Raw genomic sequence first — 15,779 nt, forward strand, 5'->3', positions numbered from 1 at the left:
TCCGAACACTTGTCGCCGCTGCTTGCGAGAAATAAAACGATCATGTCCCGACGCATCATTCCCGTCACCGATGTCACCGCGATCCCGGCCTTCCCGGGAGCCGTGGCGACGCCGACCGGATTGCTCACCGACAGGCTGTCACGCGATTTGCGCGATCTGCGCATTTCGGTGACCGATCGTTGCAATTTTCGCTGCGTGTACTGCATGCCGCGCGAAGTCTTCGATAAAAACTATGAATTCCTGCCGCACAGCGCGCTGCTTTCGTTCGAAGAAATCGAACGGCTGGCACGGCTCTTTGTCGCTCATGGCGTCGAGAAGATCCGGCTGACCGGCGGCGAACCGCTGCTGCGAAAAAACATCGAATTCCTGATTGAACGGCTGGCGCTGATGCGTACGCCCGAAGGCCGGCCGCTCGACATCACGCTGACCACCAACGGCTCCATCCTCGCCCGCAAGGCCCGGTCGCTAAAGGACGCGGGTTTGTCGCGTGTCACGGTGAGCCTCGACGCGCTCGATGACGCGTTGTTTCGCCGCATGAATGACGCCGACTTCGCCGTCGCCGACGTGCTCGACGGCATCGACGCCGCGCATGCAGTCGGCCTGGCGCCGCTGAAGGTGAACATGGTCGTCAAACGCGGCACGAACGACGCCGAAATCGTGCCCATGGCGCGTCATTTCAAGGGCAGCGGCACGGTGCTGCGGTTCATCGAATACATGGATGTGGGCGCGTCGAACGGCTGGAACATGAGCGAAGTGCTGCCATCGGCGGAAGTTGTTTCGCGGATCGCCGAGCATTTTCCGCTGCGTCCGCTTGACGCTCACAACGACGCCGAAACCGCGCAACGATGGGGTTATCAGGACGGCAGCGGAGAAATTGGCGTCATTTCAAGTGTCACGCGGGCATTTTGCGGGACTTGCACGCGAGCGCGCTTATCCACGGAAGGCAAGCTGTACTTGTGCCTGTTTGCAACGTCTGGACACGACCTGCGCGCGCTGGTTCGCAGCGGCGCGAGCGACGCGACCATTGCCACCGCGATCGCGCGAATCTGGGAAGCGCGCACTGACCGCTATTCGGAACTTAGGGGCAGCAATTCGCTGCCAGACGTAGACCCGGACGCACGCCGCGTCGAAATGTCGTACATCGGCGGCTGACATGACCGAGCCGGCGCCAAAAGCGCTTTCGAAGCACGACATGACCGGCGTGGTGCTGGCCGGTGGACGTGGATCGCGCATGGGCGGCGTGGACAAGGGCTTGCAGCCGCTGAACATGGAACCGCTCGCGGTGCACGCGCTGCGCCGGCTCTCGCCGCAATGCGGCGCCATGCTGATCAGCGCAAACCGCAGTCTCGAAATGTATGCGAAGCTTGGCATGCCGTTCCGGGCCAAGGTCATTGTCGACGCATTTCCGGACTTCCCCGGCCCACTTGCCGGCATGTCGGCGGCATTACACGCGGCGCAGACCGGGTTCGTGCTCTTCGCGCCATGCGATGCGCCTTTCATCGATACCCATCTGGCCGAGCGGCTATCGGAAAAACTGCTTGCCGGAAATGCGGATATCGCCGTCGCGAGCGTGATTGACGCCGCTGGCGATCAGCACATGCATCCGGTCTTCGCACTCCTGCGAGCATCATTGGCCGACGATCTCGACGCGTTTATCCGCGCCGGAGAACGCAAGGTCCGCGCGTGGTACGCGCGCCACAAGGCGGTAGAAGTGACCTTCACCAACGAGCGTGCGTTTTACAATGTCAACGATCTGCAGCAGCTAGCCGACCTCGAGTGCAACTAATCGCGAGTTCGTTTCAGCGTGCTGCGAGCCATTGGCTTGCCAGATGTCGCGGTCATGCCGTGCATCTCAACACGTCTGCCTCTCCATCCATCCGCCTGCGGGCTTTGCGTCGCGACTCCGCGCTGTTTTTACCCATCGATGAACTCATCCAGGCACTTTTCGAGCTGCGTCGCCGAGTACGATCCGAACGCGCTGCCCGTCAGCGCGGCGCAGGAGATCGTGCGTCAATGGGCGTTGCCGCGCGGGCGTGCCGAAGTGGAGCGCGTGCGGCTATTCGATGCGCTGGACCGCGTGCTGGCTGAAGACGTCGTCTCGCCGATCAACGTGCCTTCCCACGACAATTCCGCCATGGACGGCTACGCGTTCGACGGCGCGGCGCTCGAAGAAGCCGGTCGTGAAGGCCAAGTTGAGCTCAAGGTGGCCGGTAAGGCGCTCGCCGGACAACCGTTTGCAGGCGTGGCGCTCTCCGCGCAATGCGTGCGTATCATGACGGGCGCGCTGATCCCGCCCGGTTGCGACACGATTGTTCCGCAAGAACTCGTGCAACGCACGGGAGACACGATCACGTTCGGCGCGGCGGGGATCAGACGCGGCGTGAATCGGCGGCTCGCGGGGGAAGATCTTGCACAAGGTCAGCCGGCATTGCGTGCAGGGCGAATCGTGCGGGCATCGGATATTGGTTTGCTGGCTTCGTTGGGCATTGCCGAAATCGCCGTGCGGCGGCGTTTGCGGGTCGCCTTTTTCTCGACCGGCGACGAATTGCGCGCGGTCGGCGAGGCGCTACCACCGGGTTCCATTTACGACAGCAACCGCTACACGCTTTACGCCATGCTGCGCCGGATGAACGTGGAGCCCGTCGATCTGGGCATTGTGCGCGACGACCACGCATCGCTTGAACAGGCGCTGCGCCGGGCAACGCGGGAAGCCGATGTTGTAATCAGTTCGGGCGGCGTGTCGGTTGGCGACGCCGATTTCACGCGCGACCTGATGAATACGCTCGGCGACGTCGCGTTCTGGAAGATTGCGATGCGTCCGGGCCGGCCGCTCGCATTCGGCCGTTTGTGGTCCGGTGCGCGTCCCGGCGACGGTGAGTCGGCGTTGTTCTTTGGCTTGCCCGGCAATCCGGTTGCCGTCATGGCGACGTTTTATTTCATCGTGCGGGAGGCGCTGCTTGCCATGTCGGGCGCCACGGCGCATGCGTTGCCATTGATATCGGCGACGAGCACGAATCCACTATCCAAACGCGCCGGGCGCACGGAGTTCCAGCGCGGTATCGCGCAGCGCGACAACGCCGGGCGTTGGCACGTGGTCACGACCGGGCCGCAAGGATCGGGCGTGCTGAGTTCAATGAGCGAAGCCAATTGCTTCATTGTTCTCAGGCATGAGGCAGGCAATATCGATGCAGGAGACAGCGTCGATATCCTGCCATTCGACGGCCTGATCTAGTTTCAAAGAGTTTTCGATAACCGCTTCAAGGATCCAGGCTGTAACGCGGTCATCACACGGGTGGCTAAAGCTGTGGATTCGAACGCATTGCACTACGACTGACGGGGCTTTTCCTTCATGAAAAAACAGATTTCGTTCATCGCACCGGGACAAACCGCCAAAGCGCTGATTCTCGTGTATCTCACGTTCAGCGTGCCAATTGTGTTGCTCGGCGTGCTGGTCGCGTTCTTCCGATATGGCTCCGTGGAACTCAGCACCGTGACAAGCGCACTGCTGCTCAACGCAATCCTGGGGTTCATCCTGTTGTGGATTGCGTGTCACGCATACAACTGGGTGGCGTCGCGATTTGGCGGCATCGAGATCGTGTTGTCCGACGCGCCGGAAGAAGCGTGATGAGCGCGCTAATCCGCACCGCGGCGCCCAGCGATATCAACGCGATTTTTGGACTCATGCTGGAGTTGGCCGAGTTTGAAAAGCTGACGCACTTGTTCACGGCGACTGAATCCGGCTTGCACGACGCACTGTTCGGCGCACGGCCCGCTGCGGAAGCCATGGTCGCCGAGGAGAACGGGGTTATCGTGGCTTATGCCCTGTTCTTCCAGAACTACTCCACTTTCCTTGGAAAGCGCGGGTTGTATCTCGAGGACCTTTACGTGAAGCCGGCTATTCGCGGTAGCGGACTCGGCACGCAGATGCTGCGCGCCCTCGCGGCGCTGGCAGTGGAACGTCAGTGTGGCCGTTTCGAATGGACCGTGCTGGATTGGAACGTGAACGCCATCGGCTTCTACGAGAAAATGGGCGCAACGGTGCTGCCCGACTGGCGCATCGTGCGCATTACGGGCGAAGACCTCGCAAGGCTGGCTTCGCCTGTTGTGACTGCTGGCTAAGCGTCCGGCTCCTCGCGATCCGCGTCGGCTTCATGCCCGAGCAGGTTGGCCGCCTGCTCACCCGGCAAAGCTTCTACATCGCGTAGTTTCTTGCTCATCTGCCGGGTGCGCGTTTCCGCCGATTCAATGGACCGCGTCACCGCCTCCAATTGCGAGCGGGTCTTCGAGAGCACTTCTCCAAATTTCCTGAACTCCGTTTTCACCGCGCCGAGCACTTGCCAGACTTCGCTGGAACGCTGCTCGATCGCGAGTGTCCTGAAGCCCATTTGCAGGCTGTTGAGTAAAGCGGTCAGCGTGGTCGGACCCGTCACACTCACACGATACTCACGCTGCAAGAAGTCCGTGAGCCCTGGACGGCGCAGAATCTCCGCATACAGACCTTCCGTGGGAAGGAACAGCAACGCGAAGTCCGTGGTGTGCGGCGGCGCGACGTACTTCTGCGCAATGGTTTTTGCTTCTGCGCGAATGCGGCCCTCAAGCGCGCGCGACGCCTCTTCCACCGCAACCGGATCGACTCGATCCTGAGCGTCGATCAGACGTTCGTAATCCTCGCGCGGAAATTTTGCGTCGATGGGAAGCCAAACCGGCGTCGCTACTGCGTTCGTCCCGCTTTGGCCGGGGGCGTCGTGACGGCCTGGGAGCTTGATCGCGAATTCCACGCGGTCGTTGCTCTTTGGAATTGTCGCGACATTCTTCGCGTACTGATCTGGCGTAAGCAATTGTTCGAGCAGCGACTCCAGTTGCACTTCGCCCCACGTCCCGCGTGTCTTGACGTTGGTCAGCACTTTCTTCAAGTCGCCGACACCCGCGGCCAGCGTCTGCATTTCTCCCAATCCACGATGCACCTGCTCCAGCCTGTCCGAGACCAGCTTGAACGATTCACCAAGACGCTGTTCCAGCGTGGCGTGAAGTTTTTCATCGACGGTGCGGCGCATTTCTTCGAGCTTCGCCGCGTTGTTCGCTTCAATGTCCTTCAGCCGCGCTTCCAGCGTGGTTCGCACTTCACTCAAGCGCCGGTCGTTCGACTCTGACATCTGCGCCAGTTGCAGCGTCAAGGCATCGCCGAAACGCTTGAGCGCCTGGCTTTGTTCGTCGCGTGCATGCTGGCTTTGCTGGACGTTGCTTTCCGTCAACGCAAGCAATTGCCGCGAGAACGCTTCGAGCTGCGCGTTCTGCACGTTCGACATGCTCGCGAGTTGCGTGGCAAGCGTCTGCTGGAACTGGGCGAACGCACCGCCCGCTTCCGTGCGCGACGCACGCGATGTCTCGACCACCTCGCTTCTCACATTGCGTTCGAGGCGTTCTTGAGCACGCGCGTGTGCGTCGCCCATATCGATGACCCGATCAGTGAGCGCCTCGAACTGCTCTTCAATATTCGTCTCGCGCTTCGGCCGCAACAACAGGATCAGCGCAATCACCAGCGTGATTGCGAGGACGGCGACCGCAACGCTCAACAGCAGCAACATCGTCATTTCTTCAGGACTTCAGGATTGATCGGGTTCGGCGGATTGCCGGCGCGCGGCCCTTCACCCAAAGCGGCGATCAGGTTGTCGGCCGCGAGATTCGCCATGGCGCGGCGTGTGGATTCGGTCGCGCTCGCAATATGCGGCGTCAGCACGACATTCGACAAACCCAGGAAATCGCGATTGAAATTGGGCTCGCCTTCAAAGACATCGAGCCCCGCTGCGGCAATGGTCTTGTTGCGCAGGGCCTGGATCAGCGCGGTGTCGTCGACAATTCCGCCGCGCGCGATATTGGTCAGTGTTGCCGTGAATTTCATGCTCGCCAGTTCAGCCGCGCCGATGGTGTGATGGTTCTCGGCGGTGTACGGCAACACCAGCACCACGTGATCGGCCTGCTTGAGCAAATCGGCCTTCGATGCATACTCCGCATTCAACTCCGCCTCGATAGCCGGCGCAACGCGAGAACGGTTGTGATAGATCACGCGCATGTTGAACCCGCGGGCACGCCGGGCCAGCGCCTGACCAATGCGGCCCATGCCGATTACACCCAGCGTTGAGCCGTAAATATCGGAGCCGAGAAATGCGTCGTACGACCACGTGCCCCATTTGCCCGCGCGCAGGAAATGCTCGGACTCCGTGATACGTCGCGCGGCCGCCATCATCAGCGCCCAGCCAAAGTCCGCGGTGCTTTCGTTCAGGACGTCGGGCGTGTTCGTGCCGAGCACACCGTGGGCGTTGAGCGCCTGCATGTCGAAGTTGTTGTATCCCACGGCCATGTTCGACACAACCTTCAAATTTGGCGCGCCTTCCAGAACCTTCGCCGTCACGGGGTCTCCCGCCAGCAAGGCGCCGTCGCGGTCGGCCATGCGGCGCGCGAATTCGTCGGCGGGAAGCGGCGCGCCGGGATTGGCGTCGACTTCGAAATACTGTCGCAGACGTTCGATCACGTCCGGGAAGATGGGGCGGGCAACCAGCACTTTCTTCATCGACTTCTCCTCAAAAGAACAACCATCCGGTGAGCAGGAACAAGGGTAGCAAGACGATCGCCGACCAGCCCATATATCCGAAGAAACCGGGCATTACAACGCCGCGGGATTCGGCGATCGCCTTGACCATGAAATTGGGCGCGTTGCCTATATAGCTGTTCGCGCCCATGAACACCGCGCCCGCGGAGATTGCGGCAAGCGTTGTAGCGCCGCTCGTCATGAGCGTTTGCGCGTCGCCGCCAGCGAGATTGAAGAACACAAGATATGTCGGCGCGTTGTCGAGAAACGACGAGAGCAACCCCGTCGCCCAGAAGTACGCAATGTCGATAGGCTTGCCGCTCGAGTCGGTGACCAAGTGCACGATGCCCGCGAACGCTCCGTTCTCCCCGGCGCGCAAAATCATGATCACTGGCGCAATGGTAATGAAGATGGCGGCGAAGAGCTTCGCGACCTCCTCGATGGGCGCCCAGTTGAACGCGTTTCCCGTGCGGGCGCTCTTCGGCGTGAGCTTGAGCGACAGAAGCGTCACTGCAACAAGCACCACGTCGCGCACGAGATTCTGCAGCGCGATATGCGTGCCGAAAATATCGAATTCGATGCCCGGTTTCCACACGCCGCTGCTCAGCACCAGCACGACAACTGCCGCGAGCAAGACAAAATTGACCTTGCCGTCAATGCTCAACGGCGTCGTCACGGTAGTCTTAGGCGGCACGTCTTCTCTCGCGTAGTGATAGCGGTCGAGCGCGTAGAACAGTGCCAGCAAGATGGCGCATATAAACAGCGTCGGCTTGACGAGATGCACGGTGGTCCAGAAAAAACTGACGCCGTTCAGGAAGCCGAGGAACAACGGCGGATCACCGAGCGGCGAAAGCGAACCACCCGCGTTGGCCACCAGAAAAATGAAGAACACCACCCGATGCGCGCGATCCTTGCGCTTTTCGTTCGCGCGCAAGAGCGGTCGTATCAGCAGCATGGCGGCGCCGGTCGTTCCCATGATGCTGGCGAGCAGGGTTCCGAGCGCAAGCAGCGCGGTGTTCACGCGAGGGGAACCGCGCAAATCACCGTTCAGGCAAATTCCCCCGGCAACGGTGAAAAGCGCCGTGAGCAAGATGATGAACGGAACATATTCTTCCAGCATGGCGTGGACGAACGTGGCAAAGGCAGCCTGCGCGCCGAAGCCGATCGCGAACGGCACGAGAAACGCGAGTCCCCACGCTGCCGATATCTTGCCGAAATGGCTGTGCCAGACATGTGGCACGACCAACGGCGCAATGGCGATGCAAAGCAGGATGCCCGCGAACGGCATCGCCCAAAATGGCGAAAGCGAAGCGCCATCAAGCGTTGCCGCGGATGCATTGAGCGGCAGCGCAGCCAGCGCGAGAACCTGCAGCAACCAACGCACGTTCCGGCCGCTTTGCCTGCTTGAATTCCGGCATGCGGCCGATGACTTCATGTGATGGGTCCTCGTTGGCCTGTGCGTCGATCAAGGACTTGATTATAACGAGCGGGCCATCCACGCAACCCTAGACCGAACGGCTAACGCTCGACCGGATTGCGCCGAACTTGCGCGCCAGGCGCTACAGTTCTCCCACAGGCTTGGCGATATCGAAGACCTGGCGCAGATAGGCGAGATAAGCCTGGTCTTCGCACATGTTCTTGCCGGGAGAATCAGAGAGTTTGGCGACCGGCTGGCCGTTGCAGCGAACCATCTTGATGACGATCTGCAGCGGCTGATAGCCAAGGTCGTTGGTGAGATTCGTGCCCACGCCAAAGGCAAGCTGGCAACGGCCGCGAAAGCGCTCGTAGAGGCGCAGCACTTTGGGAATATCGAGTGCGTCCGAGAAGACCAGCACCTTGGTCCGCGGGTCGCAGCGATTTTGCTCGTAGTGACGGATCAGGCGCTCGCCCCAGTCGAACGGATCGCCGGAGTCGTGACGCGCGCCGTCGAAAAGCTTGCAGAAGTACATGTCGAAGTCGTTGAGAAACGCCTTCATGCCGTAGACGTCGGAGAGCGCAATGCCCAGGTCACCTCTATATTCTTTTGCCCACATCTCGAAGCCGAACACTTGCGAATCGCGCAGGCGCGGACCAAGCGCCTGGCAAGCCTGCAAGTATTCGTGCGCCATCGTGCCGAGCGGCCGAAGGCCATGCTTCATTGCGTAATAGACGTTGCTCGTGCCGGTGAACTGCTCGCCCAGGCCTTCCTTCAATTTCAGGATGACCTCTTCATGCCACTTGCCGGAGAACCGGCGGCGGGTGCCGTAGTCGGCGATCTTGCAGTCGGACACTTCAGGACGTCCGCCGAGCAACTGGATCTTGTCGCGCAGACGGTCGCGGCCGGTTTCGAATGTCGGATCGCGCTGGGTATTGCGGAAATAGACTTCGTTGACAATCGCCAGAACGGGGATTTCGAACAGGATGGTGTGCAGCCACGGACCAACAATATCAATGTCGATCTCGCCATTGTTCTTCTCCGACGGCTTGATGGTCACCGACTTTTCGTTGAGGTGAAAGAGCGCCAGGAAGTCGATGAAATCGCTCTTGATAAAGCGCATCCGCCGAAGGTATTCGAGCTCTTCCTCGGCGAAGCGCAGTTCGCAAAGCCCACGCACTTCCTCACGAATTTCATCGATGTACGGAACGAGATCGACGCCTTGCGTACGGCATCGAAATTTGTATTCCGCGTGTGCTGCCGGGAAATGATGCAGGACCACCTGCATCATGGTGAACTTGTAGAGGTCGGTATCGAGCAGCGAATGGATGATCATGGTTCCAGACGAACGGCTAGTACAACAGATAGAACCGCCAGGCAAAAACCCGCGGATGAAACCGCAAACAAACCCGGCCCGCCGCGGCGCATTTTCTATGCACTGGCTGGTTTGCCCCGGCGGCCTCGAATGCATGTTACCCGAAGTGCCAGGCGTGAGCGCCGTGCGCCGAAGCCCGCGGGAGGCCACGAGCCGGACCTGCATGGGCCCATAAACAAATCACTAAAGGATATAAAGCCTGCAGGAACGGGGTCGCGCTCATATTTACCGGTACGCTACAATATTGGTTTTGGCGCGCGCAATGTGCTGCAGTGTGCTGCAATACACACTTCCCCCCGGCTGCCCAGCCAGGAAAGAGACTGTTGGTTCAAGACCGAGCCCAACGTCCGGGTTGCCCCGCCGCCCCCACGAATTTCGCATGCAGGAGCCTGAATGACTCACGTTGTGACCGAAAGCTGCATCAAGTGCCGTTACACCGATTGCGTGGACGTGTGCCCGGTGGACTGCTTCCGCGAAGGTCCCAATTTCCTCTCGATCGATCCGGACGAGTGCATCGACTGCGCCGTATGCGTGGCTGAATGCCCGGTCAACGCAATCTATGCTGAAGAAGATGTGCCGGGTGACCAGCAGCACTTCATCGAGTTGAACGCAGAGCTCTCTCGCTCCTGGCCGAGCATCACCAAGACAAAGGCCCCATTGCCCGAGGCTGATGAATTCAAGGACGTCAAAGAGAAGCTCGAACTGCTCGAACGCTGATCCGTTTTGGCGCGTCTTTTCGCGGCGCGGCAAGCATCCATCGCGCACTGGAAATTTTTAAATCGAGATGAATGCGGGGTGTTGACAGGCTAGATTCCCCTCCATATAATTTCGTTTCTCTGCTGCAGATGTTCCCCGATAGCTCAGTTGGTAGAGCGCCGGACTGTTAATCCGTAGGTCCCTGGTTCGAGCCCAGGTCGGGGAGCCAAAAAGGTTCCAGACAAAAAGCCCAATCTTTCGATTGGGCTTTTTGCGTTTGGTTTGGGGAATACATCGTTCTGATACTTGGTGCTTCAAGGGACGATCATCGATCAGGACACCATTGAATATTAATGGTCGTCAGACAACGGTATAATCTCGATCATTACCCGCCGACTGACCCAAGGAGCGTTTCCGATGGCCGAACCCCTCGCATCCGTCGCGACACCCCGGCGTGCCCGCAATCTGGCGGAGAGCGTGTTCGACTACGTAATCGAACAGATCGAGTCCGCCGCCCTGAAACCCGGCGACAAGCTGCCGACCGAAGCGAAGCTCATGGCCACGCTTGGCGTGAGCCGCACTGTCGTGCGCGAAGGTATTTCGCGGTTGCAGGCGAACGAGGTCATCGAAACGCGGCACGGCATCGGCAGCTTCGTGCTGGAACCGCGACGTGAGAAGCTCGGCATCGACATGGTGCCGGCCACCACGCTGCGCGATGTTCTCTCCGTCCTCGAATTGCGCATCAGCCTTGAAACGGAATGCGCCGGTCTGGCCGCGCAACGCGCACAGCCCGAAGATATCGTGCGCATGCGCGCCGCGCTCGACGCAATCGAAGCCACCAGCCGCAACGGCAGCGACAGCGTCGCGGCCGATCTCCAGTTCCACATCGCGCTCGCCCGGGCGACGGGCAACCGCTATTTCGTCGATATCCTGACGCAAATGGGAACGGCGTTGATCCCGCGAAACCGCATCGACTCAGCCGGTATCGCCAAGGCGGATCCGAAGGCATATATGTCGCTGGTGAATCTCGAACACGAGAGCATCCTTGAAGCCATCATCCGGCACGACGCCGAAAGCGCTCGCGCCGCCATGCGCATGCATTTGTCGAATAGCCGCGAGCGTCTGCGCCGCGCCAATCAGGCCACTGATGTAAACGGCTGAAGCGTTTCTGCGTTCTTTGCTTCTTGCCCTGCCTCACCCAGCTTTTCCACGAAAACAGGCAAACTCATCTTGTCTGACGTCATACTTTGGTGGATACTATCCGTATCAAGCGGCAGTGTGTGACTTCTTTCCAGCATAGACACATTGACCTGTACGAGACGATTTCGGGTTAATACTCATTCTGTCGCGAATCCGGTCAAACATAGAATGTCATCAGACAACGTATCACGACGTTTTGGGCACTGCTGAGCCGCTTCAAATTTCAATTCATGATCGAACATGACGACACCTCAAGAACTCAAGAAAATCGTTTCCGAAGGCCTGCTGTCTTTCCCGTTGACCGACTTCGATGAACAGGGCGACTTCCGCGCCGATACCTATGCCGAACGTCTCGAATGGCTGGCGCCCTATGGCGCGACGGCATTGTTCGCCGCGGGCGGCACGGGCGAATTCTTCTCGCTGACGCAAAGCGACTATTCGAACGTGATCCGCACGGCTACGGAAACCTGCAAGGGCAAGGTGCCCATTCTCGCCGGCGCCGGCGGTCCGACGCGCGTTGCCATCGCTTATGCGCAGGAGGCCGAGCGCCTGGGCGCGAACGGTATCCTGCTGATGCCGCATTACCTCACGGAAGCAAGCCAGGAAGGGATTGCGGCGCACGTGGAACAGGTGTGCAAGGCGGTGAAGAATATTGGTGTGATCGTGTATAACCGCGCGAATTCCCGGCTCAATGCCGACATGCTGGAACGTCTTGCCGACAGTTGCCCGAACCTGATCGGCTTCAAGGACGGCGTGGGCGAGATTGAAAACATGGTGACGATCCGCCGCCGTCTGGGCGACCGCTTTTCGTATCTCGGCGGCTTGCCGACCGCCGAGGTTTATGCCGAGGCGTACAAGGCACTCGGCGTGCCGGTGTATTCATCGGCGGTATTCAACTTCATTCCGAAAACGGCGATGGAGTTTTATCGCGCGGTCACGGCGCAGGATCACGCGACAACCGGCCGTCTGCTCGACGAGTTCTTCATGCCGTATCTGGCAATTCGCAACCGGCGCGCGGGGTACGCGGTGAGTATCGTCAAGGCGGGCGCGAAGCTGATCGGGCGCAGCGCTGGTCCGGTGCGCGCGCCGCTGACCGACCTCACCGAAGACGAGATGGCGGAACTCGATGTGCTGATAAAGAAGCTAGGCTCGCAGTAATAGTTTCAAGGCACAAAACCCGTTCCGATAAATGCTCGCCGGAACGGGTTTTGTGCATCTGGATACGCGTGAGGTCAGCCCGCGAGCAAGACCACGGTCAACGACCGCACGCCTTGCGCGCCGCGAATCAGCACGCCTTCAATGTCCGCCGTCGCTGAAGGCCCGGTTACAAGCACGGCGTATCGCGCGCTCTTGAAGTCATCTTGCCTGTACACATCCTGCAGGCCGTCCACAATCCGCGCAGGGTCGAGCAGCACCACGAGATGCTGCACGAGATAGCCAATCGAATTGACGATGTACTCGTCCTCGCTGAACCACACCGAGCCGGTTTCCGCCACGCCAAAACGCGCGCGCACGACGCCCGCATCGACGTCCTGAAGCAAAGCCGGCGACATCCCGGCGTCGAGCGCGCGGTTCCCATCGATACCCAGAACCGCCGACGCCACAACCGCATCCGCTCCGAAACGTTCGGCCAGAAGCGCACGCACCGTTTCAAGCGACTCACCTTCGACCACAGTTCCGCCCATCGCGGCCAGCGCCGTTCGAAAACGTTCGAGACGCTCGCCGGGAGGTGTATCGAAGAGGGGCACTTCCGGGCGCGGACGTCCCGCCGGTTGCGCCGCGCGGATCCTGGCCAGAAAAGCTTCACGCGTTGTCGTCATTTTTGCGTCGCCTTGCGATTTTTCTTGTACCACTCGTGAAAGGTTTCAGCCGGCGATTCGGGCAAGTCGCGTTGACGGCCCCAGATGTTCAGCGGGTTGTACAGCACGAAGTTCGGCAAGCGCTTGAGCGCACCGCCAAGCGACGCCACCGTGCCGCGATACAGCGTCGGACTGGCAAGCAGGCGTCCGGCCATCTTCAGCACTTCGGCCTTCACGAACGGCACTTCGTGATTCGCCGCGATCACCTCGCGCCATTTGTAAATCTGCTCGTGGATGTTCACCTTCGTCGGGCAGACGTTCGTGCAACTGCCGTTAAGCGTCGATGCAAACGGCAAACTGCTGAAGCGCTTCATGTCGTAGGTGGGATTGATGATCGCGCCAATCGGCCCCGAGTACGTGAAGCCATATGACAAGCCGCCACTACGCCGATAAACCGGGCACGTATTCATGCACGCGCCGCAGCGGATGCATTTGAGCGAGTACCAGAAATCTTCCATGGCGAGACGCTCGGAACGGCCGTGATCCACGAGGATGTAGTGCATTTCCGAACCCGGACGCGGCGCGCGAAAATGCGACGTGTATTGCGTGATGGGCGAGCCGAGCGCGCTGCGCGACAACATGCGCACGAACACGCCCAGATCCGATATCTTCGGGATCAGTTTTTCAATACCTATCGATGCAATATGCAGCGGCGGCACATTCGCCGACAAATCCGCGTTGCCCTCGTTCGTGCACACCACGACCGTGCCCGTCTCCGCGACCGCGAAGTTGCAGCCTGTCATGCCCACCGTTTTCTCGCGCACGAAATACGGCCGCGTGTTCATGCGCTGGCTTTCCGCAAGATAGTGGATGTCGCTGTTCTGCGGATCCGTGCCGATCGTGCGGCCAAACAGTTCGGCGACATCGGCGCGCAACTTGTGCACGGCCGGCACGACCATGTGGCTCGGGTCCTGATTGTCGAGTTGCTGGATGCGTTCGCCGAGATCCGTTTCCATCACCGTGATGCCGCGCGGCTCAATGTATTCGCGCATCTTGCATTCGTCGGTAAGCATGGATTTGCTTTTGACGAGCGTGGTCATGCCGCGCTCGGACATCAGCTTGTAGACGATCTCGTTGTGTTCTTCGGCGGTGGCCGCGTAATGCACGGTCACGCCGTGCGACTCGGCCTGGCTGATGAACTGTTCGAGGTAATCCGAAAGATGAGAAAGCGTGTGCTCCTTGATCCCCGATGCAAGTTCTCGCAGCGTCTCCCACTCCGGCATGCCATGCGCTTGCGCATCGCGTTTGCTGCGCAGGTCCCAGAGACGTTTATCGTGGAAAGCGAGGTGATCCGTCTTCGCTATGAACGCGCCCGCCGCCTTCGCGTGATCGAGCCGCTTGCTCTTTCCCTTCACGACGTCGCTCATGCGCGTGCTCCGTTCAGGACCTGGGCGATGTGGATAAACCGCGCATCGGCTTTCATTCGTTCGGCGCAACCTTGCTGGTGCATCAGGCACGACATGTCGCCGGACACGATGTACTGCGCGCCCGCGCCCACGTGATCGCGGACTTTGTCCTGCCCCATTCTCACCGATACCGCTTCTTCCGTGACCGAGAACGTGCCGCCGAAACCGCAGCATTCGTCGGGCCGGGCCGGTGTGACGAATTCGATGCCCTTCACGCCTTCGAGCAGCGCCCGCGGCTTTGAGAACGGCACGCCGCCAATCTCAGATGCCGACACTTCCTTCAAATGCCGGATTGCGCTGCAGCTATTGTGCAATCCGACCCGATGCGGAAATTCGGCCCACGGGAATTCGCGGACCTTGAGGACATCGTGGAGGAACTCGACGAGCTCGTAGGCGCTGGTTCGGACCTTGCGCACCGAAGCCGTTTGTTCGATTGCCGTCAGATGTTCGCGCACATGATGAATGCAACTCGCCGATGGTCCGACCACGTAGTCGTAGTCCGCGAAATTGCGGGCGAACACGCGTTCGGCGCCGGCGGCTTCTTTCCGGGCGCCGCTGTTTGCCATCGGCTGGCCGCAGCACGTCTGTTCTTCAGGATAGTCGACTTCCACGCCCAGACGTTCGAGCAGTTCGAGCGTCGCTACGCCAACTTCGGGGTAGAACGCGTCGATGAAACAGGGGACGAATAGGGCAACTTTCATGTTGTTTTTACGCTGGCGCTTGGGGATTTTGGGTTGCTGGCGCTTTGGTATTTTTGTTTGCTGGTCAGCTTGGTCTGACCAAGACTTTAAAGTTTGTGGTGTTTCATGTCAAACTAGGGGTCCTGGGGGGGTCCAGGTTGACGGTGGGTTGCTGCTTTTCAGGTGTTCGCGCGTTCAGTGTTTGTTGTTATTTTTAGCACTGTTGGCCACTATCCGTGGCGGGACTTCATTTCTTTTTCCAACGGCGAAAAAGAAACGAAGCAAAGAAAACGCCTTTCAACCGCTAATTCTTAAGGAGCCCGAGCGTGCAGTTTTGAACTGCTTGGTACCCCAAAAGCACGCTCGGCGCATACCGCCGGGCAGTTGAAACCCTCCCCCTCCGTCAACGAATACCCACACGCTTCGCCACCAGTGTGGGTAGCCGTTAATACGGAACCCTGGTTTGTGCCCGTTCACGCACAAACGAAAAGGTTAGCCGTGCAAGTTCCAGAATTTTATGGACTTGCCCGAGAACACGGGTGGCGAAGCGTGTGGATGTAAGG

15 protein-coding genes and 1 tRNA gene are annotated in these 15,779 nt (G+C 59.8%); 9 read left to right on the forward strand and 7 right to left on the reverse strand.

What is annotated here, in order from left to right; genetic code table 11:
- Positions 1–42 precede the first annotated feature (42 nt).
- The 5 genes from moaA to ACRWA7_RS28310 all read left to right on the forward strand — a co-directional run bounded on the left by moaA (position 43) and on the right by ACRWA7_RS28310 (position 4,119).
- On the forward strand, positions 43–1,152 hold the full coding sequence (moaA, locus tag ACRWA7_RS28290; protein ID WP_060856036.1) for a GTP 3',8-cyclase MoaA: 1,110 nt from the start codon (positions 43–45) through the stop codon (positions 1,150–1,152).
- Between the two features lies 1 nt (position 1,153).
- Positions 1,154–1,786, forward strand: a complete 633-nt coding sequence (gene mobA, locus ACRWA7_RS28295; RefSeq protein ID WP_438393713.1) for a molybdenum cofactor guanylyltransferase MobA — start codon at positions 1,154–1,156, stop codon at positions 1,784–1,786.
- A gap of 138 nt (positions 1,787–1,924) precedes the next feature.
- Positions 1,925–3,232, forward strand: coding sequence for a molybdopterin molybdotransferase MoeA (moeA, locus tag ACRWA7_RS28300; RefSeq protein ID WP_438393715.1), 1,308 nt, complete (start codon positions 1,925–1,927; stop codon positions 3,230–3,232).
- A gap of 117 nt (positions 3,233–3,349) precedes the next feature.
- On the forward strand, positions 3,350–3,625 hold the full coding sequence (locus tag ACRWA7_RS28305) for a hypothetical protein (RefSeq protein WP_031363462.1): 276 nt from the start codon (positions 3,350–3,352) through the stop codon (positions 3,623–3,625).
- Positions 3,625–4,119: a GNAT family N-acetyltransferase gene (locus ACRWA7_RS28310; RefSeq protein WP_438393717.1), complete on the forward strand. Its 495-nt coding sequence runs from the start codon at positions 3,625–3,627 to the stop codon at positions 4,117–4,119. The genes ACRWA7_RS28305 and ACRWA7_RS28310 overlap by 1 nt, the downstream gene beginning before the upstream one ends.
- On the opposite strand, the gene rmuC is transcribed toward ACRWA7_RS28310, so the two are convergent.
- The 4 genes from rmuC to pncB form a co-directional block, all read right to left on the reverse strand.
- Entirely contained in the window at positions 4,116–5,585 is a 1,470-nt protein-coding gene (gene rmuC, locus ACRWA7_RS28315; RefSeq protein ID WP_438396810.1) for a DNA recombination protein RmuC, read from the reverse strand. The genes ACRWA7_RS28310 and rmuC overlap by 4 nt on opposite strands.
- Positions 5,586–5,587: 2 nt before the next feature.
- Complete coding sequence (locus tag ACRWA7_RS28320) at positions 5,588–6,568, reverse strand: 2-hydroxyacid dehydrogenase (RefSeq protein ID WP_438393719.1); 981 nt, start codon at positions 6,566–6,568, stop codon at positions 5,588–5,590.
- 10 nt (positions 6,569–6,578) lie between these two features.
- Positions 6,579–8,021: a sodium:proton antiporter gene (locus ACRWA7_RS28325; RefSeq protein ID WP_438393721.1), complete on the reverse strand. Its 1,443-nt coding sequence runs from the start codon at positions 8,019–8,021 to the stop codon at positions 6,579–6,581.
- 124 nt (positions 8,022–8,145) lie between these two features.
- On the reverse strand, positions 8,146–9,336 hold the full coding sequence (gene pncB, locus ACRWA7_RS28330) for a nicotinate phosphoribosyltransferase (protein WP_060856041.1): 1,191 nt from the start codon (positions 9,334–9,336) through the stop codon (positions 8,146–8,148).
- A 432-nt stretch (positions 9,337–9,768) separates the two neighbouring features.
- On the opposite strand from pncB, the gene fdxA reads away from it, so the two are divergent.
- From fdxA to kdgD, 4 genes are all read left to right on the forward strand, one after another.
- Entirely contained in the window at positions 9,769–10,092 is a 324-nt protein-coding gene (gene fdxA / locus ACRWA7_RS28335; RefSeq protein WP_060856042.1) for a ferredoxin FdxA, read from the forward strand.
- A 132-nt stretch (positions 10,093–10,224) separates the two neighbouring features.
- Positions 10,225–10,300, forward strand: a tRNA-Asn gene (locus ACRWA7_RS28340).
- Between the two features lie 188 nt (positions 10,301–10,488).
- Positions 10,489–11,232, forward strand: coding sequence for a FadR/GntR family transcriptional regulator (locus ACRWA7_RS28345; protein ID WP_060856043.1), 744 nt, complete (start codon positions 10,489–10,491; stop codon positions 11,230–11,232).
- Positions 11,233–11,511: 279 nt separating this feature from the next.
- On the forward strand, positions 11,512–12,429 hold the full coding sequence (kdgD, locus tag ACRWA7_RS28350; protein WP_438393724.1) for a 5-dehydro-4-deoxyglucarate dehydratase: 918 nt from the start codon (positions 11,512–11,514) through the stop codon (positions 12,427–12,429).
- A gap of 74 nt (positions 12,430–12,503) precedes the next feature.
- Here kdgD and ACRWA7_RS28355 read toward each other — a convergent pair whose 3' ends face one another.
- Genes ACRWA7_RS28355 through ACRWA7_RS28365 form a run of 3 tightly spaced genes read right to left on the reverse strand, consistent with a single transcriptional unit; the run spans position 12,504 to position 15,237 of the window.
- Positions 12,504–13,091 (reverse strand): LutC/YkgG family protein, encoded by a 588-nt coding sequence (locus ACRWA7_RS28355; RefSeq protein WP_438393727.1) that lies wholly within the window; start codon positions 13,089–13,091, stop codon positions 12,504–12,506.
- A complete protein-coding gene (locus ACRWA7_RS28360; protein ID WP_438393730.1) occupies positions 13,088–14,497 on the reverse strand; it encodes a lactate utilization protein B in 1,410 nt (469 codons plus the stop codon). The genes ACRWA7_RS28355 and ACRWA7_RS28360 overlap by 4 nt, the downstream gene beginning before the upstream one ends.
- Positions 14,494–15,237, reverse strand: coding sequence for a (Fe-S)-binding protein (locus ACRWA7_RS28365; RefSeq protein ID WP_438393733.1), 744 nt, complete (start codon positions 15,235–15,237; stop codon positions 14,494–14,496). The genes ACRWA7_RS28360 and ACRWA7_RS28365 overlap by 4 nt, the downstream gene beginning before the upstream one ends.
- Positions 15,238–15,779: the final 542 nt, after the last annotated feature.

The organism is Caballeronia sp. DA-9, from assembly GCF_051615025.1.
GTDB lineage: Bacteria > Pseudomonadota > Gammaproteobacteria > Burkholderiales > Burkholderiaceae > Caballeronia > Caballeronia sordidicola.

What these genes read in the sequence shown, in the direction of transcription:
- ACRWA7_RS28305 (WP_031363462.1), top strand. Translation starts at nt 3,350, where the DNA reads ATGAAAAAACAGATTTCGTTCATCGCACCGGGACAAACCGCCAAAGCG.
- kdgD (WP_438393724.1), top strand. Translation starts at nt 11,512, where the DNA reads ATGACGACACCTCAAGAACTCAAGAAAATCGTTTCCGAAGGCCTGCTG.
- pncB (WP_060856041.1), bottom strand. Translation starts at nt 9,336, where the DNA reads ATGATCATCCATTCGCTGCTCGATACCGACCTCTACAAGTTCACCATG.
- ACRWA7_RS28310 (WP_438393717.1), top strand. Translation starts at nt 3,625, where the DNA reads ATGAGCGCGCTAATCCGCACCGCGGCGCCCAGCGATATCAACGCGATT.
- ACRWA7_RS28320 (WP_438393719.1), bottom strand. Translation starts at nt 6,568, where the DNA reads ATGAAGAAAGTGCTGGTTGCCCGCCCCATCTTCCCGGACGTGATCGAA.
- fdxA (WP_060856042.1), top strand. Translation starts at nt 9,769, where the DNA reads ATGACTCACGTTGTGACCGAAAGCTGCATCAAGTGCCGTTACACCGAT.
- ACRWA7_RS28365 (WP_438393733.1), bottom strand. Translation starts at nt 15,237, where the DNA reads ATGAAAGTTGCCCTATTCGTCCCCTGTTTCATCGACGCGTTCTACCCC.
- ACRWA7_RS28345 (WP_060856043.1), top strand. Translation starts at nt 10,489, where the DNA reads ATGGCCGAACCCCTCGCATCCGTCGCGACACCCCGGCGTGCCCGCAAT.
- rmuC (WP_438396810.1), bottom strand. Translation starts at nt 5,585, where the DNA reads ATGTTGCTGCTGTTGAGCGTTGCGGTCGCCGTCCTCGCAATCACGCTG.
- ACRWA7_RS28360 (WP_438393730.1), bottom strand. Translation starts at nt 14,497, where the DNA reads ATGAGCGACGTCGTGAAGGGAAAGAGCAAGCGGCTCGATCACGCGAAG.
- ACRWA7_RS28355 (WP_438393727.1), bottom strand. Translation starts at nt 13,091, where the DNA reads ATGACGACAACGCGTGAAGCTTTTCTGGCCAGGATCCGCGCGGCGCAA.
- ACRWA7_RS28325 (WP_438393721.1), bottom strand. Translation starts at nt 8,021, where the DNA reads ATGAAGTCATCGGCCGCATGCCGGAATTCAAGCAGGCAAAGCGGCCGG.
- moaA (WP_060856036.1), top strand. Translation starts at nt 43, where the DNA reads ATGTCCCGACGCATCATTCCCGTCACCGATGTCACCGCGATCCCGGCC.
- moeA (WP_438393715.1), top strand. Translation starts at nt 1,925, where the DNA reads ATGAACTCATCCAGGCACTTTTCGAGCTGCGTCGCCGAGTACGATCCG.
- mobA (WP_438393713.1), top strand. Translation starts at nt 1,154, where the DNA reads ATGACCGAGCCGGCGCCAAAAGCGCTTTCGAAGCACGACATGACCGGC.